This is a genomic window from Polaribacter sp. OB-PA-B3 (assembly GCF_054589375.1).
In genome coordinates, this window is sequence record NZ_BAAIIX010000002.1 from 683263 (window position 1) to 709288 (window position 26026).

Below are 26026 nucleotides of genomic sequence, written 5' to 3' on the forward strand. Positions count from 1 at the left end.
TGTAATTAAGTATCAATTAAAAATCAAACCAAAATGAGCGAAATATTAGAAAAAGCAAAACAATGGTTAACACCTACATTCGATAAAGAAACACAAGATCAAATTCAGAAATTAATTAGTGAAAACTCATCTGAATTAACTGATAGTTTTTACAAAGACATGGAGTTTGGTACTGGTGGAATGCGTGGTGTAATGGGCGCAGGAACCAATAGAATAAACAAATATACATTAGGTAGAGCAACACAAGGTTTGTCTAATTACTTAATTGAAAACGTAAATAAAGAACAAATAAAAGTAGTAATTGCATACGATTGTAGACATAATAGTAAGAAATTTGCTAAAATCGTATCAGATGTTTTATCTGCAAATAATATAAAAGTTTTCTTATTCGAAGATTTAAGGCCTACACCAGAATTATCATTTGCCGTAAGACATTTAGGTTGTGACGCTGGTATAGTACTAACAGCATCTCACAATCCGCCAGAATATAACGGCTACAAAGTATATTGGGCAGATGGAGGACAAATAGTACCTCCGCATGACGGTGGAATTATTAATAAAGTAAATGCATTAAATTTTTCTGAAATTAATTTTGATGCTAACGAAGATTTAATTGAAACAATTGGTAAAAATGTTGACGATGTTTTTATTGAAGCATCAGTAAAAAATGGCTCATTAGCAGAGAATATCAATAGAGATAATTTAAAAATTGTTTTTACTTCTTTACACGGTACTTCTATTGTATCTGTGCCAGATGCTTTGGCTAAAGCAGGGTATACAGATGTTCATATCGTAGAAGAACAAAGAGTTCCTAATGGCGATTTTCCAACGGTAAAATCTCCGAACCCAGAAGAACCAGAAGCGTTAAAAATGGCTACAGATTTGGCTAATAAGATAGATGCTGATATTGTTATTGGTACAGATCCTGATTGTGACAGATTAGGTGTTGCAGTTAGAGATACCAACGGCAAAATGAAGTTATTAAATGGTAACCAAACTATGGTTTTAATGACTGAATTCCTTTTAAAGAAATGGAAAGAAGAAGGTAAAATGAACGGTAAGCAATTTGTAGGTTCTACTATAGTTTCTACTGAATTGGTTAACAACGTAGCTGCAAATTATAATGTTGAAACTAAAATTGGTTTAACAGGTTTTAAATGGATTGCCAAAATGGTGAAAGATTTTCCAGAACTAGACTTTATTGGCGGAGGAGAAGAAAGTTTTGGTTATATGGTTGGTGGTTTTGTAAGAGATAAAGATGCTGTTACTGCTACTTTACTAGCTTGTGAAGTTGCTGCTTATGCAAAACAAAACGGAAGTTCTTTCTACGAAGAATTACTAAAAATATATGTTGATAATAAATTTTACAAAGAACATTTAATTTCGATTGTTAAAAAAGGAATGGATGGTGCTGCAGAAATTCAACAAATGTTAAGTGATATGCGTAACAATCCGTTGACAAATATTGATGGTGAAAAAGTAGAATCATTATCAGATTATCAAGCATCTACTAAAAAGAACTTAATTACTGGTGAAGTTTCTACGATAGACTTACCAAAATCTAATGTATTGATCTATCAAACTGCAAACGGAACAAGAATTGCAGCTAGACCAAGTGGTACAGAGCCTAAAATTAAATTTTATTTTAGTGTAAACTCTGCTTTAGATGCTAAAGAAAATGCAGAGAAAGTAGAAGCTGAATTGGATGCTAAAATTCAACGAATTATTAAAGAAATGAAATTGAGTTAATGGGATATTTTAAAGACATTTTAAAATACGAAAAGAAGTATAGAAAATTTACCGTTTTAAATATACTTTTCAATATACTTTATGCTATTTTTAATGTACTTTCTGTATTAGCATTTATTCCGGTTTTAGGTATACTTTTTAGTACAAATAAAGAAGTTGTAAAAAAACCTACTTACCAAGGAATTACTAAAATTGGAGACTTTTTAAAAGAAAGTTTCTATCATTTTATTTCAGAAAAAATAGAAAACGAAGGCAATATAAAAACATTAGTTTTTATTTGCCTTTTGGCTATTTCTTTGTTTTTTCTAAAAAACTTATTTCGATACTTAGCATCATATGTTATTACTTTTTTAAGAACTGGTGTTGTAAAAGATTTAAGAGACAATTTATATCATAAAATTGTAGAGTTACCTGTTGCATATTTTTCAGAAAAAAGAAAAGGAGACATTATTGCTCGAATGACTTCTGATGTTCAAGAGGTAGAAAATTCAATTTTAACATCTATAGAAACAATTGTTAGAGAACCTTTAACTGTTATTATTGCTATTTCTTTAATGCTTTTTATGAGCGTTAAATTAACCTTATTTGTATTTATTTTATTACCAGTTTCTGGTTTTATAATTTCATCAATCAGTAAAAAATTAAAAGCAAATTCTATTAAAGCTCAAAAAGAAACTGGTAATTTTTTATCATTTATAGAAGAAACATTAACGGGTTTAAGAATTATAAAAGGTTTTAATGCAGAAAGCGTAATTGCTAATAAATTTAAAAATTCAACTTTAAAGTTTAAAGATTTAATGACCAATGTAATTCATAGACAAACATTGGCATCTCCTATGAGCGAATTTTTAGGATCTGCAACAATAATTGCAATTCTTTGGTATGGTGGTACAGAGGTTTTATCAAATAAAAGTTCTCTAAAACCTGATGAATTTATGGGATACATTGTATTATTTTACACAGTTTTAAATCCTATAAAGTTAATTACAACCACTTTTTATAACATTCAAAAAGGAGAAGCTTCGGCAGAAAGAATTATGTCTGTTTTAAATACCGAAAATAGTATAAAAGACATACCAAATGCTCTACAAAAAAATGAATTTTCTTCAGAAATAGAATTTAAAAATATTTCATTTAAATATAAAGATGATTATGTTTTAAAAGATTTCTCTTTAACAATCAATAAAGGAGAAACTGTTGCTTTGGTTGGGCAATCTGGTAGCGGAAAATCTACATTAGCCAATTTAATAACTCGTTTTTACGATGTAAATAACGGTGAAGTTTTATTAGATAATAACAACATTAAAAATATCACAAAAAAATCTTTGAGAGATTTAATGGGAATTGTTTCTCAAGATTCAATTCTTTTTAATGATACAATTGCGAATAATATAAAATTAGGAACTCAAGGAGCTACTGATTCCGCAATATTAGAAGCTGCAAAAATTGCAAATGCAGATGAATTTATTCAGAATTTACCAGAAAAATATAATACAAATATTGGTGATAGCGGTAATACGCTTTCTGGCGGACAAAAACAGCGTTTGTCTATAGCTAGAGCAGTTTTAAAAAATCCACCAATAATGATTTTAGATGAAGCTACTTCTGCCCTAGACACAGAATCTGAACAACTAGTGCAATTAGCTTTAGAGAAAATGATGCAAAACAGAACGTCTTTAGTAATTGCACATAGATTATCTACAATTCAAAAGGCAGATAAAATTGTGGTACTTAAAAAAGGTGAAATTGTAGAACAAGGTAAACATGAAGAGTTATTAGCTCAAAAAGGAGAATACTTTAAATTAGTAACCATGCAAAGCTTATCTTAGTTAATCGATATCTTGGTGTGTTTTAAATCCGAATTTTCTATACACCATTTTTTTTCCAATTTTAAACATATTTTTGTAAACTAGTACAGATAATATTGCTTGATCTTGCCTATGATTTAACCTACTACTGCCCTCTGGAGCAATACATGCTTTATTTTTTGCACAGTCGCTCCATTTTTTAATTACATTTCTTGCAGCTACATTATTATAATTAGCAGCAACACATGCACCGTTTAAATTTCGTTGATTTAATATTTTAGAATCATTAGAAATACCCAAACAATCTAAAGATTTTTCATGCGTCCATTCAGAAACTATACCTTTAGAAAAAGGTGAATAAAAACCATACAATTCTATTATCTTTCTAAGAGAAATTAATGGTTTAACAACTTTATTACCGCCGTCTAACCAACATACAGATGTTTTAAATTCATTTAAAACGGCATCAATAATTACAGGTTTCCAAGCATATTCACCAGCATTTACTTTCACATTAAAATATTTTGGATACTTATCATAATCAAAATCTCTTAATTCGAAGTTTTTAAAGTTCAATTTTATTTTTAAAACCTCATCAGAAGTTAAACCAAGATTATAAATTATAGTTTTTGTATTGTTTTCATGAACTTTTAAACTTTCTAAAAGCTGATAAAGGCTTTTAAAATGAGAACTATCAGAACCTGTTACTATAACTAAATCTTGTTTGCTATCAATAAAAAAAAGTCTAAGATCTAAAAATAAGGTTCTTATTTCTGTAAGTAATTTCATTAATTTATTCTGAAAGTGTTAAACCCAATTCTTTTCCTTTTTCGATCATAAATTCATAACAAGCATCGTGTTCATTAGGTATTTTACCGTCTAAAATAGCTTCTTTTATTGCCTCCTTAATTTGCCCAATTTCCCTACATGGTTGAAGATTAAAAGCTTCGATAATTTCTTCACCAGATATTGGTGGCTGAAAGTTACGAACTCGATCTCTTTCTTCTACTTCTTTAATTTTAGCTCTTACAACTTCAAAATTACTATGATACCTTTTAAACTTCTTAGGGTTTTTAGTAGTAATATCTGCTTCACAAAGCGTCATTAAATCATTGATATCGTCTCCTGCATCAAAAACTAATCGTCTCACTGCAGAATCTGTAACATCGCTTGCTAAAACAATAGGTCTAGAACTAAGCATTACCATTTTTTTTACAAATTTCATTTTATTGTTTAATGGCATTTTTAATCTTTTAAAGATTTTTTGAACCATTTTAGAACCTACAAATTCATGCGAATGAAATGTCCAACCAACTTTTTTACTAAATCTTTTTGTTGGTGCTTTTCCGATATCATGTAACAAAGCTGCCCAACGAAGCCAAACATCATCTGTATTTTCAGAAATGTTATCAACCACTTCTAAAGTATGATAAAAATTGTCTTTATGTTTTTGTCCTTCTACCTCTTCTACCCCTTTAAGAGCAATTAATTCTGGTAAAATTTGCTTTAACAATTTTGTTTTTTCAAGTAATAAAAAACCAACTGATGGCTTTGAAGAAGACATAATCTTATTCAACTCGTCAACAATTCGTTCTCTTGTAATTATATGTAATCGATCTGCATTTTTTGTTATTGCTGATAAAGAATCATGTTCAATTTTAAAATTTAATTGTGTTGCAAATCGAATTGCACGCATCATTCGCAATGGATCATCAGAATATGTAATATCTGGATTTAAAGGAGTTTTAATAATACCTTTTTCTAAATCTTCAATACCATTAAAAGGATCTAATAATTCTCCAAAGTTCGATTCATTTAAACTTAATGCTAATGCATTTATAGTAAAATCTCTTCTATTTTGATCGTCTTGTAAACTACCTTCGGTAACTTCTGGATTTCTACTTTCTTCTGTATAAGACTCTTTTCTGGCGCCTACAAACTCAATTTCTAGATCTTTAAAACGTAACATTGCGGTTCCGTAGGTTTTAAAAACTTGTACCTTTGGTTTTTTAGGTAATAAGCTAGAAACTTTTAAAGCCAAATCGATACCACTACCTATGGCAACTACATCAATATCTTTTGCTGTACCTCTTTTTAAAAAAAAGTCTCTAACAAAACCACCAATTACGTAACTATCTACTTGTAACTCTTTTGATGCCTTAGATATAATATTAAAAATTTCTGATGAGATTGCTTCTGTATACTTCATATTTCTTTAAAAGTGTTCGCAAATTTATTATTTTCTAAGCTTTTAAACAGTAAATTAATCAAAGAAAATTGTAATAACATTTGTACTTTTGCTTATTGCATAAAAAATTACCTTTTTTTATTTAAAATTAACCATGATTATTGTTAGAATACTTGGCGGATTAGGAAACCAAATGTTTCAATATGCGTATGCTAAATCGCTTGAAATGAAAGGTTATAAGGTACAACTAGATCTCTCAAAAATAAAAAAATACAAATTACATGGCGGCTATCAGCTAGATAAATATAAAATTGATTTAAAAACTGCAAGTGCTTTAGATGTAATTTTATCAAAAATAAATCCTTTTAAAAACCTAAAAGAGAAAAATTTATTATTCGATAAAAACTTAACTAACCTAAAAGGAAACGAATATTTAAAAGGATATTTTCAGACAGAAAAATATTTTTCTGATATTAGAAGCGAATTAGTGCATCAATTTGTACTTAAAGAAGAACTTTCTAACTCTACTAAACTTTACAAAACCGAAATTTTAAAATCAGAAATTAGCTGTTCTTTGCATATTAGACGAGGTGATTATGTAACTAATTTAAAATCGAATACAATTCACGGTACTTGTAGTATAAGATATTATAACGAAGCCATAAAAATTATCAATAAAAAGTACTCTAAAGTTTCTTTCTTTGTTTTTTCTGATGACATCAACTGGACAAAAGAGAATTTAGTTATTCAAAACGCTGTTTATATAAATCATAAATGTTTACCACATGAAGACATTTATTTAATGAGTTTATGTAGTCATAACATTACAGCAAATAGTAGTTTTTCTTGGTGGGCAGCTTGGTTAAACAATAATAAAGGCAAAACGGTTATTGCACCAGAAAAATGGTTTGTTAATAAAGTAAATGAAATTGCTTGCCAAAATTGGATAAAAATATGATGTCTTATAAAGTTTACTACATAAATCTAGATAAAAGTTTAGAAAGAAGAAATTTTATGGAAAATCAATTTAAAAAATTGAATATTCCTTTAACCAGAATGACGGCAGTTTACGGTAAAGAATTGCCTAAAACGTTTTTAGAAAAAGCAAAAAAACAACACAATATACTTACTCATTATCCGTATTTAAACGATGGCGAAATAGGTTTAACAAAAACGTACTTTGACCTTTGGGATATTGTAGCCAACCAAAAAGAAGATTTTGCAATTATTTTAGAAGATGATGCATTACTTACTGAAGATTTTTTTGATGATTTAGAAAAAATATTAACTTCTACCACGAATAAAGATTTTATTGATATTGCAGGTAGAAAAGGTTTTTTATCTATAGAAAGTAAAGGACTGTTAAACAAATTTGTAATACCTGCTTTACAAACAACGGGACAAATAATAGGTAAAGATGCTGCTAAATTATTATCTAAAAACTTAACTACATATTATGCTCCAATAGATGTTTTAAAACAAGATGTTTTTAAACACAAAGTAACAGTTTACACTACTTTGAAAAGTTATGTTAGTAGTAATGATAAAAATATAGGTGGCACAACTATTCAGCAAAAAAGTATGCCAAAATTTAAAAAAATTTTAAGAGAAATTGTAAGACCCGTTTGGCAACTAATTGCATTTTTATCTTATAAAAACTATAGATTTTTCAGGAATATTATTTTTTATAAGAGCAATTAATTTTCTTCAATACCTTTATTTAATAGCCACAACTTTATATACCTAGTAAAAACAGAATACGCTAGTATTTTTGATAAAATTAACCCCGTTAATCCGTCTAAAAAACCTAAGCGGATTATATAATGTATAAAAAACCTGGCAGTTGGCTTAATTAATAAATGATAGGCATTTACTTTTTTACCTTGTTTGTGAAGTTCTTGAGCTTTTAAAATCGAATAATGATTTATTTTAGAAATAAAATGATTGTAATTTCTATAACCAAAATGATCAATTTTATTTTTAAGAAAACCTAATTCTCCTTTAGAAACAATAGTTTCATGAACTACTCCTCTGTAATAACATTTATCTTTTAAAAACAATCGAACTACCTTATCTCTTTGCCAACCACTATAATTTACTTTTTGATTTGCAAAATAGAAACTTCTACGAACATAAAACCCAACAAAGTTAAGGGGATTTTTAACAGCTTCTAAAATTTCTTGTTTTACACTTTCTGTAACACGCTCATCTGCATCTAGAATATAAATCCAATTATAAGCTGCTTGCTGGATAGCAAAGTTTTTTTGAGATGAAAAATCATCAAACTTTCGTTTGATGATTTTTACATTTAGCTTTTCGGCTATTTCTAAAGTATTATCTGTACTATAAGAATCTATAACAATAATTTCGTCTGCAAAACTTACAGATTTAATTGCATCTGCAATATGAATCTCTTCATTAAGTGTAGGTATTATTGCCGATATTTTTGTCATAGCATTTTAAAGTCTTAAACAGCTACGTCATATTCACGTAAAGCATCATTTAAAGACGTTTTTTTATTTGTACTTTCTTTTCTTTTTCCAATAATTAAAGCACAAGGTACATTAAATTCTCCAGCCGCAAACTTTTTAGTATAACTTCCAGGAATAACAACAGAACGAGCAGGAACTCTACCTTTCATTTCCACTGGTTCATCACCTGTAACATCTATAATTTTTGTACTCATTGTTAATACAACATTTGCACCTAATACCGCTTCTTTTTCTACATGAACACCTTCTACAACTATACATCTAGAACCTATAAAAGCACCATCTTCTATAATTACTGGCGCAGCTTGTAAAGGCTCTAAAACACCACCAATACCAACACCACCAGATAAGTGTACATTTTTACCAATTTGAGCACAAGAACCAACTGTTGCCCAAGTATCTACCATTGTACCTTCGTCTACATAAGCACCAATATTAACATAACTTGGCATTAAAATAGTTCCTGCAGAAATATAAGCACCATGTCTTGCTACTGCATTTGGCACAACTCTTATACCTCTTTCTGCAAAGTTCTTCTTTAAAGGGATTTTATCATGATATTCGAAAATTCCAGCTTCTAAAGTTTCCATTTTCTGAATAGGAAAATATAAAACTACAGCTTTTTTTACCCATTCATTTACTTGCCAACCATCTGTTGTAGGTTCTGCAACTCTTAACTCTCCTTTATCTAATAAATCAACAACTTTTCTTATTGTATCTATCGTATTTTGTTCTTTTAACAATTCACGATTTTCCCATGCCGACTCTATAATTTCTCTAATTTCTTTCATTTTAATGGTATAATTTCTGCAAATATAATTGTATCTGTAAAAACTAAAAGCGAAGATACATTTTTTAAACAGATATTTCTGCTTTGTTTAAAAATCGTATTTTTGCTAAAACAATTGTAAATGGCTAGAATTTTAGCAATAGATTTTGGAAAAAAAAGAACAGGAATTGCAGTTACAGATGAATTACAAATAATAGCATCTGGTTTAACAACTGTAAATACTAATGAGCTTTTATCCTTCTTAAAAGAATATACTTCTAAAGAAAAAGTAGAACTTATTTTAGTTGGTCAACCAAAGCAAATGAATAATACCGATAGTGAAAGTGAAGTATTAATTCTTCCTTTTGTTAAGAAATTAGAAAATTTACTACCGCATATTCCGAAAAAAAGAATAGACGAACGTTTTACATCTAAAATGGCTTTTCAAACGATGATTGATAGTGGCATGAAGAAAAAACAACGTAGAAATAAAGCTATGATTGATGAAATTAGCGCTACAATAATCTTACAATCTTATCTTTATAGTCTTTAAAAATTGAATCCTTTACACGTTTACAGTTAGTATATGTTAAAATCAGTTTAAATATTCTTGATTTTTAAAATTCTCAATTCAAAAATTCGTGAATAGTAATTGTAAATTGTACTTTTGCAAACGTTTTTAAATAAAAATAAATGATATTACCAATTGTTGCTTACGGAGATCCGGTTTTAAGAAAAGTTGCTACAGAGATAACTAAAGATTATCCTGACTTAGAAAAACTAATTACCAATATGAAAGAGACTATGTACAACGCGTCTGGTGTTGGTATAGCAGCACCCCAAATTGGTAAAGCAATACGTCTATTTGTTATTGATGCATCTCCTTTTGCTGAAGATGAAGAACTATCAGACAAAGATAGGGCTGCATTAAAAGATTTTAACAAGGTATTTATCAACGCAAAAATAATCGAAGAAGAAGGTGAAGAATGGGTTTTTAATGAAGGTTGTTTAAGTATACCTGATGTTAGAGAAGATGTTATTAGAAAACCAAACATTACAATCGAATATTTAGACGAAAATTTCGAAAAGCATACAGAATCTTTAGATGGTTTAGCTGCAAGAGTTTTTCAACACGAATATGATCACATAGAAGGTATATTGTTTACAGATAAACTTTCTTCATTAAAGAAAAGAATCATCAAAAAGAAATTAGAAAACATTTCTAAAGGAAAAATTAGAGCAGATTATAGAATGCGTTTTCCAAATCAAAAAAAAGGTAAATAGTCTTAATATAAAGACACAAAATATATAACATGGAATTTAATAAAATTATAGCCGTAACAGGTAAAGCAGGTTTATACCAAGTAGTTTCTCAATCTAAAAATGCAATTATTGTTGCTTCTTTAACAGATAACAAACGCATCGCTATTAATGCGACTCAAAATGTTAGCTTATTAGAAAACATTGCAATTTATACGTATGAAGAAGACATTCCTTTATTACAAGTTTTTAAGGCAATGTTCGAAAAAACGGAAGGTAAGGAAGCTATTTCTCATAAAGAAAGTGGTAAAAAACTAGAAGCATTTTTTGCAGAAGTTTTACCAGATTATGATGCAGAAAGAGTGTATACTTCTAACATAAAAAAAGTAATTCAATGGTTTAACATTTTGGTTAAAGCAGGAATGGATTTTTCTAAAATCGAAGAAGCTTCTGAAGAAAGCGCAGAATAATTTTAAAATTATTGTTACTGTTTCTATGTAACTCTAAATTTTTACTAATTAATTTATATGAATTCTAGAAAAGAACAATTAGCTGCCTTTAATCGTTTGTTAGATATTATGGATGATCTTCGAGAGAAGTGTCCTTGGGATAAAAAACAAACTTTAGAAAGTTTAAGACATCTTACCATAGAAGAAACATATGAATTAGCAGACGCTATTTTAGATAATGATTTACAAGAAATAAAAAAAGAATTAGGCGATGTGCTTTTGCATATCGTCTTTTATGCTAAAATAGGTAGTGAAAAGAATTCTTTTGACATTGCTGATGTAGCTAATACAATTTCTGACAAATTAATACATAGACATCCTCATATTTACGGAGATGTAAAAGTTGATAATGAAGAAGATGTAAAAAAAAATTGGGAAAAGTTAAAGCTTAAAGAAGGCAATACATCTGTTCTAGAAGGTGTACCTAAAAGTTTACCTGCGTTAGTAAAAGCTAGCAGAATTCAAGAAAAAGTAGCGGGCGTTGGTTTCGATTGGGAAAAACCAGAACAAGTTTGGGAAAAAGTACAAGAAGAACTAGAAGAACTAAACGAGGAATTAAAAGCAGGAAATAAAGAAAATATTGAAAAAGAATTTGGAGATGTTTTATTTTCGATGATAAATTACGCTCGTTTTATTGATGTTAACCCAGAAAATGCTTTAGAGAAAACAAATAAAAAATTTATTAATCGTTTTCAATTTTTAGAAAAAGCCGTCAAAGATGCTGGCAAAGACCTTGCTGAAATGTCTCTAACTGAAATGGATATTTATTGGGAGAAATCAAAAAAATATTTTAAATAAATAGCACCTAATTTTAAAAAATAAAAAAATCCAATTCTAAATTTAGAATTGGATTTTTTTTATCATGAACTTAATAAGTTTTTATTTACTTAAGTACATTTTTCTTCTTGAATATAAGTTATAGAAATCATCATCTTTTAAACTATCTATAAATAGAATACTTTCTCCTGTTGATTTCATTTCTGGACCTAGCTTCTTATTAACATTAGGAAACTTGTTAAATGAAAATACTGGTTGTTTAATTGCAAAACCTTCTAATTGAGGGTTAAAATCAAAATCAGTTACTTTATTATGACCTAACATAACTTTTGTAGCATAATTTACATAAGGTTCTTTGTATGCTTTTGCAATAAAAGGAACCGTTCTTGATGCTCTAGGGTTTGCTTCAATAATGTAAACAACATCATCTTTAATTGCAAATTGAATATTTATTAAACCTACTGTTTTTAATTCTCTTGCAATAGTATGCGTATGATCTTTAATTTGTTGCATAACAAACTCACCTAAATTAAAGGCTGGTAAAGTTGCGTTTGAATCTCCAGAGTGAATTCCACAAGGCTCAATATGCTCCATAATACCAATTATGTATACATTACCATCTGCATCACAAATTGCATCTGCTTCTGCTTCTATAGCTCCATCTAAATAATGATCTAACAATAGCTTATTATTTGGCATTCTACCCAATAAATCTACTACGTGTTTAATTAACTCTTCTTTATTAATTACAATTTTCATTCCTTGCCCTCCTAAGACATAAGAAGGTCTTACAAGAATAGGGAAATCTAGCTGATCTGCTAATTCTAAAGCTTCATCTGCAGTTTCTGCTATACCAAATTCTGGGTAAGGAATGTTATTATCTTTTAACATTGATGAGAATCTACCTCTATCTTCTGCAATGTCTAATGCCTCAAAAGAAGTTCCTATAATTTTAATACCGTAGCTTGTTAACTTTTCTGCTAATTTTAATGCAGTTTGTCCTCCTAACTGTACAATAACTCCTTCTGGTTTTTCATGACGAATAATGTCATAAATGTGTTCCCAAAAAACAGGCTCGAAATATAATTTATCTGCAGTATCAAAATCTGTAGATACCGTTTCTGGATTACAGTTGATCATTATAGTTTCGTAACCACATTCTGCAGCCGCTAGAACACCATGTACACAACAGTAATCGAATTCGATACCTTGCCCAATTCTATTTGGTCCAGAACCTAAAACAATAATTTTCTTTTTGTCTGAAACAATACTTTCATTAGCAATTGTTATTTGCCCATCTGCAGTTTCAATTTCATTTTCAAAAGTTGAATAATAATAAGGCGTTTTTGCCTTAAACTCTGCAGCACAAGTATCCACTAATTTAAATACACGTTGTACTTTTAATTCCTCTCTTTTAGAGTATACTTCACTTTCTAAACATTTTAGCATGTGTGCTATTTGTCTATCACCGTAACCTTTTTGCTTCGCTTCTAATAATAAATCTCTACCAATAGTATCAACTGTATACGTAGAAATTTCTTTTTCTAAGTGAAATAACTCTTCATATTGTTTTAAATACCACATGTCTATTTTTGTGATATCGTAAATCTTACTTAACGGAATTCCTATTGCAATTGCGTCATAAATTGCAAATACACGATCCCAACTTGCGTTAGTTAATTTGTCTATAATTTGATTATAGTCTGTGTATCCTTTTCCGTCTGCACCTAAACCATTTCTTTTTATTTCTAAAGATTGAGTTGCTTTGTGCAGTGCTTCTTGAAAAGAACGACCGATTCCCATCACTTCACCTACGGCTTTCATCTGTAAACCTAAAGTTCTATCAGATCCTTCGAATTTGTCAAAATTCCAACGAGGTATTTTTACGATTACATAATCTAATGTTGGCTCAAATAAAGCTGATGTAGATTTTGTAATTCCGTTTTCTAATTCATCTAAAGAATAACCGATTGCTAATTTTGTAGCTACTTTTGCAATAGGATAACCTGTTGCTTTAGAAGCTAATGCAGAAGATCTAGAAACCCTTGGGTTAATTTCAATTGCTATAATATCTTCTTTTTCGTCTGGCGAAACTGCAAACTGTACATTACAACCACCTTCAAAATCACCAATAGAGCGCATCATATGAATTGCCATATCACGCATTTTTTGGTATGTTTTGTCAGAAAGTGTCATTGCTGGTGCAACCGTTATAGAATCTCCTGTATGAATTCCCATAGGATCCATATTTTCTATAGAACATATAATTACAACATTATCGTTTTTATCACGTAATAATTCTAATTCATATTCTTTCCATCCCATCATTGCTTTATCAATCATCACCTCGTGTATTGGTGATGCTTCTAAACCTCTACTTAATAATTCATCAAAATCTTTTGGATCATAGACTATAGAAGCCCCTGCACCACCTAACGTGTAAGAAGAACGAATTACCAACGGAAAACCGAATTCTTGCGCAATTTCTTTTCCTTTCAAAAAAGAAGTTGCAGTTGCTTGAGGTGCCATTGGCACACCAATTTTTATCATTAATTCTCTAAACTGCTCTCTATCTTCTGTGACGTTTATAGCATCAATATCTACACCAATTAATTTTACATCAAAATCTTTCCAAATCCCTTTGTCATCCGCCTCAATACATAAGTTTAATGCAGTTTGCCCACCCATTGTTGGTAAAACAGCATCAATTTGAGGGTGCTCTTTTAAAATTTGAATAATAGATTTTGTTGTAAGAGGCAGCAAATAGACATGATCCGCCATAGAAGGATCTGTCATAATTGTTGCAGGATTAGAATTTATTAAAATCGTTTCTATTCCATCTTCTCTTAAAGATCTTAAAGACTGCGAACCAGAATAATCAAATTCACAAGCTTGTCCAATTACTATTGGTCCAGATCCGATAATTAAGATAGATTTAAGGTCTTTTCTTTTTGGCATGGTAAAAATTTGTTGTGTTGTTTATTGTTGTAAAAATAGTTAATGATTAGGTATAAAAAAAGGTGTTACTAAAAAATAGCAACACCTTAAAATCATTAACAATTGTTAATCATTATATTATCTTTTAGGTCTAAATTCTGAAGACACAGAAATTTTCTTTCTTCCTTTAGCTCTTCTTCTAGCTAAAACTTTTCTTCCATTAGCAGAAGCCATTCTTTCTCTGAAACCGTGTTTGTTTCTTCTCTTTCTTTTCGATGGCTGGTAAGTTCTTTTCGGCATTATATGTATTTTTAAATATCTTCTTGATTACTTTACTGTTGCTTAAAGATTATTACCTCTTTTAAAGCGTGGGCAAATATACAACTGTTTTTATTTTTGACAAACACAATTGTAAAAAAAATAAAAATATTTTTTTGCTTCACAAAAATAGAAATTTTAAAAATGTTTTTACCTTTTTTATTTGACAGAATTTTTAGAGTTAGTACTTTTGCCTAAACCTAACAGCACCATGAGTAACACTAAATACGTTTTTGTAACAGGAGGCGTAACTTCATCCCTTGGAAAAGGAATTATAGCAGCATCTTTAGCAAAATTATTACAAGAAAGAGGCTTTTCTGTAACCATTCAAAAATTAGATCCATACATTAATATAGATCCAGGAACTTTAAACCCATATGAACATGGCGAATGCTATGTTACAGATGATGGTGCAGAAACAGATTTAGATCTTGGGCATTATGAACGTTTTTTAAATATTCCAACCTCTCAAGCCAACAATGTAACCACAGGTAGAATTTATCAATCTGTAATTAATAAAGAACGAAAAGGTGAATTTCTAGGAAAAACTGTACAAGTTATTCCTCACATTACAGACGAAATAAAACGTAGAATTCAACTTTTAGGAGAAACTGGCAACTTTGACATTGTAATTACTGAAATTGGAGGAACAGTTGGTGATATAGAATCTTTACCTTATGTAGAGTCTGTTCGTCAAATGTTATGGGAAAAAGGTGAAGAAAATGCTATTGTTATACATTTAACGCTAGTACCATATTTAGCTGCTGCCGGAGAATTAAAAACAAAACCTACACAACATTCTGTAAAAATGTTAATGCAAAGTGGTGTGAGTCCAGATATTTTAGTTTGTAGAACAGAGCATGATATTTCTGATGACATTAAGCGCAAACTAGCTTTGTTTTGTAATGTTAAAAAAGAAGATGTTATACAATCTATTGACGCAGATACTATATATGATGTACCTAACTTAATGTTAGAACAAGGTTTAGACAGCGTGGTTTTAAATAAATTAAAGCTTGCATCAAAAAAAGACCCTGCATTAAAAACTTGGAACGAATTTGTACAAAAACATAAAAACCCACAACACGAAGTAGAAATTGCTTTAATTGGTAAATATGTAGAATTACACGATTCTTATAAATCGATTACAGAAGCATTTATTCATGCTGGTTCTTCTAATGAAACAAAAGTTAAAGTACGTTGGGTGCACTCAGAAAGCTTAACTCCCAAAAATGCTGAAAAGAAATTACAAGGTGTTAATGGTATTTTAGTTGCGCCAGGTTTTGGTGATCGAGGTATCGAAGGTAAAATTAGAGCAGTAAAATATGCAAGAGAAAATAATATTCCTTTCTTCGGAATTTGTTTAGGAATGCAAATGGCAGTTATCGAATATTCTAGAAATGTACTAGGTTTAGAAAACGCCAGTTCTACAGAAATGAACAAAAGCACAAAACACCCAGTTATCAACTTAATGGAAAGCCAAAAAGACGTAACAGAAAAAGGTGGAACCATGCGTTTAGGTGCTTGGGATTGTGAACTTAAAAACGATTCTAAAATATTTGATGCTTATAAATCAGAATTAATTAGCGAACGCCACAGACATAGATTCGAATTTAATAATGATTATTTAGAACAAATTGAAGCAGCCGGAATGAAAGCAACAGGAATTAATCCGAAAACTGGCTTGGTAGAAGTTGTAGAAATACCAACCCACGATTGGTTTGTGGGCGTACAATATCATCCAGAATATAAAAGTACGGTTTTAAAACCACATCCTTTGTTTGTAGATTTTATAAAAGCTTCTTTAAAACAATCTAAAAAATAACGTAATGGTTTTCTAAAATTAATTATCATTTTAGAAAACCATTCTTTTATTAATAAAGTGACAACTTAATTTTAGGAACACTATTTGAACTATTTGATATAGTAACAATAACAGTAGTAAAATCTATTAAATTATATTCAGTTTTGCTACATTTGTCGGCTTTTACTTTTACTCTATAAAGTAAAAATGACAAATTGACATTTAAAATAACATAATGGAACAAAAAAAATTCGACTTAAATTCTTTTATTGGATTAATATTATTGGGTGGTATCGTTTTCTGGTGGATGAGCACACAAAAACCAGCAATTGAAGAAACTGATAATTCTGCACAAACAAGCGTAGTAAATTCAACTGAATCATCTAACACCAACAATACTTTAGTTAAAGAAACTGCTTATCAAAATGATTCTTTAAAGCAAGTAGCTTTAAAAAATGAATTAGGTGCATTTGCACAAAGTGCTATGAATGCTACTTCTGGAGTTTCTGTATTAGAAAACGAAGTTGTTAAATTAACCATAGACAATAAAGGTGGTCAAATAAAAGAGGCATTAGTTAAGAATTATAAAACATACGATTCTTTACCTTTATACTTAATTAAAAATAAAAATGCTTCTTTCAATATTAATTTTGGCACTACAGACAACAGAATTTTAAATACCAAAGATTTATTTTTTGAGCCAACAGTTTCTAAAAACGGAGAAAATCAAATTGTTTCTATGAAACTAAAGGTTTCTGAAACAAAGTTTTTAGAATATAGATATGAAATGGAACCAGATAATTATATGGTTAACTTTTCTGTCCGATCTCAAGGCTTAGGTAATATTATAAATTCTTCTAACCCAATAAATTTAGATTGGTCTTTAAAAGGATTTAGAAACGAAAAAAGCATTAAGACAGAGAACACTATGTACACCAACTTCTACTATAAAGCAGAAGATGAGGTTGACGATATTAGTGCAGGTAAGTCAGAAATTTTAAACGATGTAGATTGGGTTGCTTATAAACAACACTTCTTCACATCAAACTTATTATCAGAAAAACCATTTAACAACGCTACAATTACTTCTACAGATTTAGTTCTAAATGAAGAAATTGATACGGTTTTTACTAAAAAATTCGAATTAAAGACTCCTTTAGAGTTATCTAACGGAGAATTAAATTATAATATGAAATGGTTTTATGGGCCAAGTGATTATAATTTATTAAGTAGTGATAAATATGCTGACACAGATTTAGATCAAATTTCTGATTTAGGTTGGGGAATCTTCGGTTTTTTAAACAGAACAATATTTTATCCTGTATTTAATTTCCTAAAAGGGTTTTTATCTAATTATGGATTAATTATTATTTTAATGACAATTGTTGTTAGAATTATCATGTCTCCTTTGGTATATAAATCATATTTGTCAAGTGCAAAAATGAAAGTAATTAGACCAGAATTAACTGCACTAAACGAGAAATATCCAGGTAAAGAAAACGCAATGAAGCGTCAACAAGAAACTATGGCAATTCAAAGAAAAGCAGGTGTAAGTATGATGTCTGGTTGTATACCAGCTCTTTTACAAATGCCGGTATTCTTTGCCTTATTTAAATTTTTCCCAACAAATTTATCTTTAAGACAAGAAAGTTTTTTATGGGCAAACGATTTATCTTCTTATGATACTATTTTTAAATTACCTTTTAGTATTCCTTTCTACGGAGATCACGTAAGTTTATTTCCAATTTTAGCATCTGTTGCAATTTTCTTTTACATGAAAATGAATCAAAGTCAACAAGCAAACATGCAAGCACCTACGCAAGAAGGAATGCCAGATATGAGTAAAATGATGAAGTACATGATTTACTTCTCTCCTATTATGATGTTATTTTTCTTTAACAATTATGCAAGTAGTTTAAGTTTGTACTATTTTATATCTAACCTTTTAACAATTGCAATCATGTTAGTAATTAAAAACTTTGTGATTGATGAAGAAAAAATTCATGCTAAAATAGAAGAAAATAAAAAGCGTCCAGAAAAGAAAAAAAGTAAGTTTAGACAAAGAATAGACGATGCTATGAAACAAGCTCAAGAGCAACAAGCACAGCAAAAAAGAAAATAAATTCTTTATTAATTATAAAACCGAAACATAAAAGTTTCGGTTTTTTTTTACAATAAATTGATATCTAAAAAAAAAACAATATCTTTGTAAACTATTAAAGTGCATAAAACCACTTTATTAACCCCTAAAACAATACTTTATGACCCCTAAATCTAAAAGTAATTGGCTTTCTATGCCATTTATATTATTACTATTTATTTCATTATATAGTAATGCACAAACTTGCAATAATTATATTGTATCTCCTAATACAACCATAGATCAAACTCCTGGTGGTGAAAAAACATACAATACAACTATTAATGTAGCTGATAGTTTCACTATTTCAGATGTAAATTTAACAATCGATATTACACATTCTTGGAATGATGATTTAGATATTTTTTTAATATCACCATCAGGTACGAGAGTAGAAATTTCTACAGATAATGGTGGTAATGGTGATGATTACAATGCAACTTTTGATGATACATCAGGTAACCTGCCTCCTACAACAAATTCTACAATTTCAGGAACTTACAGACCAGAAGGAAATTTAGCAGATTTTAATTCGGAAAACTCAAGTGGTAATTGGATATTGGAAATCACAGATGATACAAATCAAGATGGAGGAACGATAAATTCAATTACTTTAAATATATGTAATTTTAACATTGAAGAAGACTTTGAAAGTGGCAATACATGGTCTACTGCTGGTACAACTGGTACAACTGGTAATTTTATAAATATAGATCCCATAAGTACAACTTATCAATTAGAAAATGACCATACATCTACAGGTACAAATGCATTAATAACCGGACAAAACCCGAGTAATTCAATAGGAGCTGATGATGTTGATGGGGGTACTGTTTTTGCAACTTCACCTTCATATAATGTTCCAGTAGATTCAGAACTTTCAATATGGTATTTTTTTGGTCAAAGGGATACAAATGACGATGCTGGAGATTTTTTCAGATTAGAAATTTCTTACAATAACGGAACTAATTTTTCTGATTTAGTTTTTATTGGGGATGTAAATACGGCACCTGTTTGGACAGAAGCTACTGCAACTATCCCCGCAGGATCAAACGTCATAATTAGAGTAAGTGCAGCAGATGGTACATTTAATGGAGATATTATAGAAGCAGGTATAGACGACTTAACAATTACCGAAAGTACTTCAGTTACTCCAAGAATACCAATTACAATAACTGCTGATGCAAGCTCTAAAGAATTCGGTGATGCGGATCCTGAATTTACATATCAAATAACTTCAGGAGCCTTAGAAAGTGGAGACACTTTAAATGGTGCATTAAGTAGAGATACAGGTGAAGCTGTTGGGAATTATAATATTAATCAAGGAACGTTAACTAATGCTAATAACTCTAAGTATGACATAACCTTTATACCCGCAATTTTTTCTATTAGCTCTAAAGATACAGATGGCGACGGTTATGCCGATACTGTAGATATCGACGATGATAATGATGGTATTCTTGATACAGTTGAAAACTGTGTGATACCTGGAGCTGCGAGTCCTGCCAGTGACGCTGAAATATGGGAAGATGGGAATTACAGTATTTTTGGTATTGGTAACAATAATAATGGACTTGGGTATCAAGAATCTGGTTTTCAACAAGCAGCTTTTCAAAGAGGCATTAGTTTGACTGTTTTAGATGATAGTGGCTCAAATGTAAATTATCTAAGAGAAAATCCAGCTTCAACCTCTTCTCCTTTGTCTCTAGATGATAAAGTATATTTCGGTATTAACCCAACCAGTTCAAATAACGATGGTGTAGCAACATTAACTCATAATTATTTAGCTCCAGATTATGATGCAGATACTGGTGTTGGTTGCAGTTCCCCTGTTTCTAGTCAAACAGGAAGAAACTCTGAAATAAGAACAACTACTGGTAATGAATTTATTTCTGGGAATACCACTTCGGGAACTGCAATTTACATTATACCAGAAAGAGGTGCTGTAGCTGGTAATTCCTATTCAATAAATTTAGCATTTAGCACACCCATTTATGCGTTTAGTTTTGATTTAAATGACGTATTTGATACAACAGATGGCTCTACACCTCCTACATATGAAGTAGAAGTAATTGCAGATGGTAAATTATTAGCTCTACTTAAAGCAACTAGTTTAGGTAATGATGGTTTACCTTTAATGCAATTATTTAGGGGAGACAATGCAACAATTCAAAATGGAGCAATACAAGTTGGTAACGAAAAAGAAATTACAATAGGTTTTATAAATGCTACTGCAGTTTCAAATGTTGAAATTAAAACAACTATTGTTTCTGGGCAAACTTCTGCATGTGCACGTGATCCTCATGCTATTGACAATTTGGCATACGGAACAACACCTCAATCATGTTTTGCAGATGATATTGATGTTGATGGAGACGGTATAAATAATGATTTAGATATTGATTCTGATAACGATGGAATACCAGACAACGTCGAGGCTCAAACTACTTTAGACTACATAGCACCTAACTATGATTATACAGTTAACGGTTTAGATACAGCATACGGAACAGGGTTAATACCTATAAATACCGACGGAATTGACAATGCCGACTTTACAGATTTAGATTCTGATAATGATTCACTTTTTGATACATTTGAAGTTGGTTATACTATCGATACCGATAATGACGGAGTTACAAATGGCACTGTTGGAGAAAACGGATTGGATAATTCTTTATATCCTGCGGATGACTATTTAGATGTAAATGCAAGTATTGATGATCCAAATACACTACCAGATATTGATAATGATGCAGCTACTATTGGTGATGTAGATTATAGAGACACACATCTTTCTGGTACTCCGATGATAACTCAATTTTATTTAGAAGGCACAAGTAGAGTTATAGAAATCACAAACATAGATCCTACAAATAGTATTTTAGCGAACACTATTGAATTATCTTTATTTGAAAACAAAACTGGACCACAAACTTCTGTAATACCAAATAGTTTTTTTACAATACCAACTGCACTTGCACCAGGAGAATCGATTATAATTAACAATTCAACTTCAAGTTATACAGGTATAACTAATGATGGAATTACTTCTATAATTGGTGAGAATGACATCTTAGTTTTATCTCATCCAAAAAGTATTGCAACTGGTTTAAATGATTGGAAAAACAGATATGAAAGTGCAATAAACCTTCAAAATGATAAGATTTATGTAAGAAGTGATGAAGTACTTTCTACAAATAAAGATTTTACGGACACAGAATGGATTGTTTATGTTAATGAAGATTTAGATCCTTATAGAGATAAAGATTTAGGTGGTCCAGAAAGACATCCTCATGATCCTGTTATATCTGAAATTGCTTCTGCAAACTCAGAATCTAACTTAAGATTAGGTGTACACAGAGTAAATCCTACAATTTTAACAGGTGGTACTTGGTCTAACGGTTATCCAGATAGAACTAGAAGAGTTGTAATAAATCAAAATTATACTCATTCAGGAATTTTAAAGGCAAGACAATTAACAGTAAACTCTGGTAATAAGTTATCAATAGATAACAACTTATTAGTAGTATCCGAAGATATAACATTAGGAAATGCGAATAGTGAAATTAGATTGATTGGTAATTCGCAATTAATCCAAACACATGAAACTACATCTAAAGTAACTGGTGCTGGAAAATTATTAATAGATCAAAACTCCCCTACACCAAGTACATATAGATACAACTACATGAGTTCTCCGGTTGGAGGAGCATCTTTCACTATTGCTGACGTTTTAAAAGACGGTACTTTAGCAACATCTGCTACATCAAATATTGTAGATATTAATTTTGTTGGTGGTTACGATGGTGAAGTATCTTCTCCTATTAAAATCTCTGAATATTGGATTTACACTTATGCTAGTGCAGATGGTAAAAGGTCTAGATGGAGTCAGAAAAAAAGCACTGGTTCTATACCTGTAACGGATGGATTTACTTTAAAAGGGCCAGGTACTCAACAAAACTATACTTTTACAGGTACTCCTAACGATGGTAATTTAAGTACTGCGGTTGGTGGAAATCAATCGTATTTGGTAGGTAACCCTTACCCTTCTGCTATAAGTTCTACTAAATTTTTAGAAGATAACGAAGATTCTACTACAAGTACTTTATACTTCTGGCAGCATGCAGGAGAAAAAGATGACTCTAGTTCAGAGGCAGGACATTCATTTAACGGATATATTGGTGGATATGCAACGAAAAACTTAGCAATGGGCCTTGCCGCAAATGTTCCTTCTATTTCTGGCGCTTTTGACTTTAATATGGAAGCTATAGATGCTACAACAACAGGAACTTCTACAAATGACGGAGGAAACAATGTAGTTTTATTAAATTCAATAAATGAATATGTAGAGTTTAATAGACTACCTAGAGCAGTTGATGGTTTAACAATTAATTATAAATCTAATACCCCTGCTTTAATAAGGGTTAAAATTAACGAAACAAATACTACGGAATACACATTACCCGCTTCTACTGTTTATACAGATTTTACTATCACAGATTGTATACAGGTAAATAGCGATTTTACAATTGAATCTCTAAGTATTTTTAATTTATACATAGATAGTATTAATTTACAAGATGATGACGGAGAAATTTCTTGTCAACCAACAGCTGGTTTAAATGCTAATTCTGCATATAGTGAACCTTTAGAATACATTGCTGTAGGACAAGGTTTCTTTATTAGTGGAGATGAAGATGGCGGACCAATTGTCTTTAACAACAGCCAAAGAGAAAATATTGTTGAAGGAGCACAATCTACATTTTTTAAATCGAATATAAAACACAAAAAGAAAGCTACAGCAACAAGAAAAGAATTACCTATTCTAAAATTAGGAATGAATTATACAGGACAAACTGGTACAGAATTACACAGACAAATCGGTATATCTTTTAAATACAATAACTCATTTAAATATGACAAAGGTTATGATAGTTTTACATTTGATGTGAATGATACTGATTTCTATTGGAAGTTTTCTGATAATAACGAAAAATATGCTATTACAGGAATTCAGAATATCACAGAAGATTTAGAGGTGCCTTTAGAAATTATAATTGGTCAAGATGATGAAATTAGTATTGAAATAGACGAAATCAACTTTGATAATTCAGACTTATACATTTTAGATAAATTAGAAAATAAAACATATAATTTAAAAGAAGGTAAAGTTAAAATTAACTTAGTAAAAGGAGAATATTCAGACAGATTTTTCTTAGCATTTAAAGAAAGTGTGGTACTAAGTACAGAAGACACCATTTTAACAAATGACTTTAATATATTTTATAACAAAACAGATAAAAACATTAATATCGAATTGTTAAACGGTTTAGAAATGAGTAAAGTAAATTTATACTCTATACTAGGTCAAGAAATAAATACTTGGAGTTTGAACAACGATAACAAGAAAACTTTAGATGTAAAAAATCTTTCAAAAGCAATTTACATAGTGAAGATTAAAACCAATAGAGGTGATGTTTCCAAAAAGATACTAATCAACTAGTGTTTTTTTACTAAAAAGAGAATCTTAAATGATTCTCTTTTTTTTACTTTATAAAATCCTTAATTTTTGAAATTGCAAAATCTATTTCTTCAATAGTATTATTTCTAGAGAACGAAAATCGCACAGAAGTTTTATCTTCTTCACCATTAAATAAAATTTCAGAAAGTACGTGCGAGCCCTTATTACTTCCACTTTGGCAAGCGCTACCACCAGAAACAGCAATTCCTAATAAATCTAAACTAAACAAAAGCATATCATTTTTAACAGGAAATCGAACACTCAAAATTGTAGCACTACTGCTATCTAAATTATCCGATTTACCATTAAACTTTATTTCTTTAGAAAGTTTTTTCAATTCAGAAATAAAATAAAGCTTTAAACTTTCAATATAGTTTTTATTTTTTTTCAGCGCAGTATAAGAAATATCTAAAGCTTTTTCCATACCTAAAATAGCATGAACATTCTCTGTACTAGATCTAGCTCCTTTTTCTTGTTCACCACCATGAAGCATTGGTGCTATACCAAATCCTTTTCTAAAAAAAGCAAAACCAACACCTTTCGGGCCATGAAATTTATGTGCACTTCCTACAAGAAAATCAATATTAATATCAGATAAATCTAGTTTAAAATTCCCTATCGCTTGTACAGTATCAGAATGAAAAAGTGAATTATACTTTTTACATAAATCAGTAACAATTTTAACTGGTAATATATTCCCAATTTCATTATTAACCATCATTAAGCTAACAATTGTCTTTTTTTCTGATGATTTTAAAAGTACTTCTAAATGTTCTAAATCTATATCTCCATTATCTTTAACAGATACAAATTCTAACGTAATATTATATTTTTCACTTAGAAATTTACATGTATTTAAAACAGCATGATGTTCTATTTTAGAAGTTATAATTCTAGTAATCCCTAAATTTAAAACAGCATTATTTAATATTAAATTATCTGCTTCTGTACCACTTGATGTAAAAATTATTTCTGAAGCAGAAACATTAAATTGCTTTGCAATGTTTTTTCTGGCTGTTTCTAAACTCGATTTTGCTTTTCGTCCAAATTGATGTATCGAAGAAGGATTACCAAAATTAGTTGCCATAGAATTTTGCATAACTTCTATAACTTCTGGATGCATTTGCGTGGTAGCAGCATTGTCTAAATAAATAGCATTCATACTAATATCTTTTTTAACTAGATTGAATTTTGAAAAATATAAACTTCTGTGGCACCTAAACCATATTGTTTATATGAAGCATCGTAATATTTAACAGGATATTTATTTAAAAGTGAATGCAGTTCAGACTTTAAAACCCCTTCTCCTACTCCGTGTATAAAAACAATTTTAGAAATTCTTTTATGAATTGCAAATTCTAATTTTCTTTTTGCAGTATCTAACTGTAGATTTAACATATCGTAATTATCTAAACCTTTTACAGACTTAGTTAGTTTATTAATATGCAAATCTATTTCCATTAAAAATTCTTGCTTTTGCTTCTTAAAAAAACTGTTTTTCTTTTTAACCTCTGTAGTTTTTTCTTTTAAAAAGTTATTATTTATATCAGAAAATTTAGACAACTCATGTTGCTCTATTTCAATCTTAACCAATTCTTTTTCATTAAATTTAAAAAGCATGCCATCTAATGTTTCAATAGAGATTAAATTGTTATCAATTGCAACCACTTTTCCTTTTAAAACATCGTCTAAAACTGCAACAGTATTACCAATTTCTAAACCCTTTCTTAACATTATTTTAATTAATTTAA

19 protein-coding genes are annotated in these 26026 nt (G+C 29.9%); 11 read left to right on the plus strand and 8 right to left on the minus strand.

Annotation, left to right across the window (positions count from 1 at the left end; all coding sequences use genetic code 11):
• Positions 1 to 33: 33 nt before the first annotated feature.
• Entirely contained in the window at positions 34 to 1749 is a 1716-nt protein-coding gene (locus ACYPV9_RS06895) for a phospho-sugar mutase (protein ID WP_459742549.1), read from the plus strand.
• A complete protein-coding gene (locus ACYPV9_RS06900) occupies positions 1749 to 3578 on the plus strand; it encodes an ABC transporter ATP-binding protein (RefSeq protein ID WP_459742552.1) in 1830 nt (609 codons plus the stop codon). Before ACYPV9_RS06895 ends, ACYPV9_RS06900 begins: the two co-directional genes overlap by 1 nt.
• Here the strand turns inward: ACYPV9_RS06900 and ACYPV9_RS06905 are convergent, their stop codons facing one another.
• Positions 3579 to 4346 carry a DUF1647 domain-containing protein gene (locus ACYPV9_RS06905; protein ID WP_459742554.1) on the minus strand — a complete coding sequence of 256 codons (768 nt, stop codon included), beginning with the start codon at positions 4344 to 4346 and terminating at the stop codon, positions 3579 to 3581.
• A 4-nt stretch (positions 4347 to 4350) separates the two neighbouring features.
• Complete coding sequence (locus tag ACYPV9_RS06910; RefSeq protein ID WP_459742556.1) at positions 4351 to 5766, minus strand: CCA tRNA nucleotidyltransferase; 1416 nt, start codon at positions 5764 to 5766, stop codon at positions 4351 to 4353.
• 133 nt (positions 5767 to 5899) lie between these two features.
• On the opposite strand from ACYPV9_RS06910, the gene ACYPV9_RS06915 reads away from it, so the two are divergent.
• On the plus strand, positions 5900 to 6703 hold the full coding sequence (locus ACYPV9_RS06915; protein WP_459742558.1) for an alpha-1,2-fucosyltransferase: 804 nt from the start codon (positions 5900 to 5902) through the stop codon (positions 6701 to 6703).
• Positions 6700 to 7446 carry a glycosyltransferase family 25 protein gene (locus tag ACYPV9_RS06920; protein WP_459742560.1) on the plus strand — a complete coding sequence of 249 codons (747 nt, stop codon included), beginning with the start codon at positions 6700 to 6702 and terminating at the stop codon, positions 7444 to 7446. The genes ACYPV9_RS06915 and ACYPV9_RS06920 overlap by 4 nt, the downstream gene beginning before the upstream one ends.
• Here ACYPV9_RS06920 and ACYPV9_RS06925 read toward each other — a convergent pair.
• Both ACYPV9_RS06925 and ACYPV9_RS06930 read right to left on the minus strand, forming a co-directional pair.
• A complete protein-coding gene (locus tag ACYPV9_RS06925; protein WP_459742562.1) occupies positions 7443 to 8198 on the minus strand; it encodes a glycosyltransferase family 2 protein in 756 nt (251 codons plus the stop codon). The genes ACYPV9_RS06920 and ACYPV9_RS06925 overlap by 4 nt on opposite strands.
• 14 nt (positions 8199 to 8212) lie before the next feature.
• Positions 8213 to 9028, minus strand: a complete 816-nt coding sequence (locus ACYPV9_RS06930; RefSeq protein ID WP_459742564.1) for a 2,3,4,5-tetrahydropyridine-2,6-dicarboxylate N-succinyltransferase — start codon at positions 9026 to 9028, stop codon at positions 8213 to 8215.
• Positions 9029 to 9148: 120 nt separating this feature from the next.
• On the opposite strand from ACYPV9_RS06930, the gene ruvX reads away from it, so the two are divergent.
• The 4 genes from ruvX to mazG all read left to right on the plus strand — a co-directional run bounded on the left by ruvX (position 9149) and on the right by mazG (position 11573).
• Entirely contained in the window at positions 9149 to 9559 is a 411-nt protein-coding gene (gene ruvX / locus ACYPV9_RS06935) for a Holliday junction resolvase RuvX (protein WP_459742566.1), read from the plus strand.
• Positions 9560 to 9699: 140 nt separating this feature from the next.
• The gene (def, locus tag ACYPV9_RS06940; protein ID WP_077809642.1) at positions 9700 to 10290 is read left to right on the plus strand and encodes a peptide deformylase; all 591 of its coding nucleotides are present in this window, start codon (positions 9700 to 9702) and stop codon (positions 10288 to 10290) included.
• Between the two features lie 29 nt (positions 10291 to 10319).
• Positions 10320 to 10736: a DUF5606 family protein gene (locus ACYPV9_RS06945; protein WP_299059366.1), complete on the plus strand. Its 417-nt coding sequence runs from the start codon at positions 10320 to 10322 to the stop codon at positions 10734 to 10736.
• 57 nt (positions 10737 to 10793) lie between these two features.
• Positions 10794 to 11573 (plus strand): nucleoside triphosphate pyrophosphohydrolase, encoded by a 780-nt coding sequence (gene mazG / locus ACYPV9_RS06950; protein WP_459742568.1) that lies wholly within the window; start codon positions 10794 to 10796, stop codon positions 11571 to 11573.
• Between the two features lie 81 nt (positions 11574 to 11654).
• Here mazG and carB read toward each other — a convergent pair whose 3' ends face one another.
• Together carB and rpmH are read right to left on the minus strand one after the other, a co-directional pair.
• The gene (gene carB, locus ACYPV9_RS06955; protein ID WP_459742570.1) at positions 11655 to 14510 is read right to left on the minus strand and encodes a carbamoyl-phosphate synthase large subunit; all 2856 of its coding nucleotides are present in this window, start codon (positions 14508 to 14510) and stop codon (positions 11655 to 11657) included.
• Between the two features lie 117 nt (positions 14511 to 14627).
• Positions 14628 to 14789, minus strand: a complete 162-nt coding sequence (rpmH, locus tag ACYPV9_RS06960) for a 50S ribosomal protein L34 (RefSeq protein ID WP_077809647.1) — start codon at positions 14787 to 14789, stop codon at positions 14628 to 14630.
• 229 nt (positions 14790 to 15018) lie between these two features.
• Between rpmH and ACYPV9_RS06965 the strand changes: the two genes are divergently transcribed.
• The 3 genes from ACYPV9_RS06965 (at position 15019) to ACYPV9_RS06975 (ending at position 24257) form a co-directional block, all read left to right on the plus strand.
• Entirely contained in the window at positions 15019 to 16632 is a 1614-nt protein-coding gene (locus ACYPV9_RS06965) for a CTP synthase (protein ID WP_459742573.1), read from the plus strand.
• Between the two features lie 214 nt (positions 16633 to 16846).
• Positions 16847 to 18733: a membrane protein insertase YidC gene (yidC, locus tag ACYPV9_RS06970; protein WP_459742575.1), complete on the plus strand. Its 1887-nt coding sequence runs from the start codon at positions 16847 to 16849 to the stop codon at positions 18731 to 18733.
• 139 nt (positions 18734 to 18872) lie between these two features.
• A complete protein-coding gene (locus ACYPV9_RS06975; protein WP_459742577.1) occupies positions 18873 to 24257 on the plus strand; it encodes an MBG domain-containing protein in 5385 nt (1794 codons plus the stop codon).
• Between the two features lie 43 nt (positions 24258 to 24300).
• Here ACYPV9_RS06975 and ACYPV9_RS06980 read toward each other — a convergent pair whose 3' ends face one another.
• Together ACYPV9_RS06980 and ACYPV9_RS06985 are read right to left on the minus strand one after the other, a co-directional pair.
• Complete coding sequence (locus tag ACYPV9_RS06980) at positions 24301 to 25437, minus strand: cysteine desulfurase family protein (RefSeq protein WP_459742579.1); 1137 nt, start codon at positions 25435 to 25437, stop codon at positions 24301 to 24303.
• A gap of 17 nt (positions 25438 to 25454) precedes the next feature.
• Complete coding sequence (locus ACYPV9_RS06985) at positions 25455 to 26009, minus strand: Smr/MutS family protein (protein ID WP_299061785.1); 555 nt, start codon at positions 26007 to 26009, stop codon at positions 25455 to 25457.
• Positions 26010 to 26026: the final 17 nt, after the last annotated feature.

Coding starts and splice junctions, on each gene's coding strand:
- ACYPV9_RS06975 (WP_459742577.1), top strand. CDS start 18,873: ATGACCCCTAAATCTAAAAGTAATTGGCTTTCTATGCCATTTATATTA.
- ACYPV9_RS06930 (WP_459742564.1), bottom strand. CDS start 9,028: ATGAAAGAAATTAGAGAAATTATAGAGTCGGCATGGGAAAATCGTGAA.
- yidC (WP_459742575.1), top strand. CDS start 16,847: ATGGAACAAAAAAAATTCGACTTAAATTCTTTTATTGGATTAATATTA.
- ACYPV9_RS06980 (WP_459742579.1), bottom strand. CDS start 25,437: ATGAATGCTATTTATTTAGACAATGCTGCTACCACGCAAATGCATCCA.
- ACYPV9_RS06900 (WP_459742552.1), top strand. CDS start 1,749: ATGGGATATTTTAAAGACATTTTAAAATACGAAAAGAAGTATAGAAAA.
- ACYPV9_RS06910 (WP_459742556.1), bottom strand. CDS start 5,766: ATGAAGTATACAGAAGCAATCTCATCAGAAATTTTTAATATTATATCT.
- ACYPV9_RS06985 (WP_299061785.1), bottom strand. CDS start 26,009: ATGTTAAGAAAGGGTTTAGAAATTGGTAATACTGTTGCAGTTTTAGAC.
- carB (WP_459742570.1), bottom strand. CDS start 14,510: ATGCCAAAAAGAAAAGACCTTAAATCTATCTTAATTATCGGATCTGGA.
- ACYPV9_RS06915 (WP_459742558.1), top strand. CDS start 5,900: ATGATTATTGTTAGAATACTTGGCGGATTAGGAAACCAAATGTTTCAA.
- ACYPV9_RS06920 (WP_459742560.1), top strand. CDS start 6,700: ATGATGTCTTATAAAGTTTACTACATAAATCTAGATAAAAGTTTAGAA.
- ACYPV9_RS06965 (WP_459742573.1), top strand. CDS start 15,019: ATGAGTAACACTAAATACGTTTTTGTAACAGGAGGCGTAACTTCATCC.
- ACYPV9_RS06945 (WP_299059366.1), top strand. CDS start 10,320: ATGGAATTTAATAAAATTATAGCCGTAACAGGTAAAGCAGGTTTATAC.
- ACYPV9_RS06925 (WP_459742562.1), bottom strand. CDS start 8,198: ATGACAAAAATATCGGCAATAATACCTACACTTAATGAAGAGATTCAT.
- ruvX (WP_459742566.1), top strand. CDS start 9,149: ATGGCTAGAATTTTAGCAATAGATTTTGGAAAAAAAAGAACAGGAATT.
- ACYPV9_RS06905 (WP_459742554.1), bottom strand. CDS start 4,346: ATGAAATTACTTACAGAAATAAGAACCTTATTTTTAGATCTTAGACTT.
- ACYPV9_RS06895 (WP_459742549.1), top strand. CDS start 34: ATGAGCGAAATATTAGAAAAAGCAAAACAATGGTTAACACCTACATTC.
- rpmH (WP_077809647.1), bottom strand. CDS start 14,789: ATGCCGAAAAGAACTTACCAGCCATCGAAAAGAAAGAGAAGAAACAAA.
- mazG (WP_459742568.1), top strand. CDS start 10,794: ATGAATTCTAGAAAAGAACAATTAGCTGCCTTTAATCGTTTGTTAGAT.
- def (WP_077809642.1), top strand. CDS start 9,700: ATGATATTACCAATTGTTGCTTACGGAGATCCGGTTTTAAGAAAAGTT.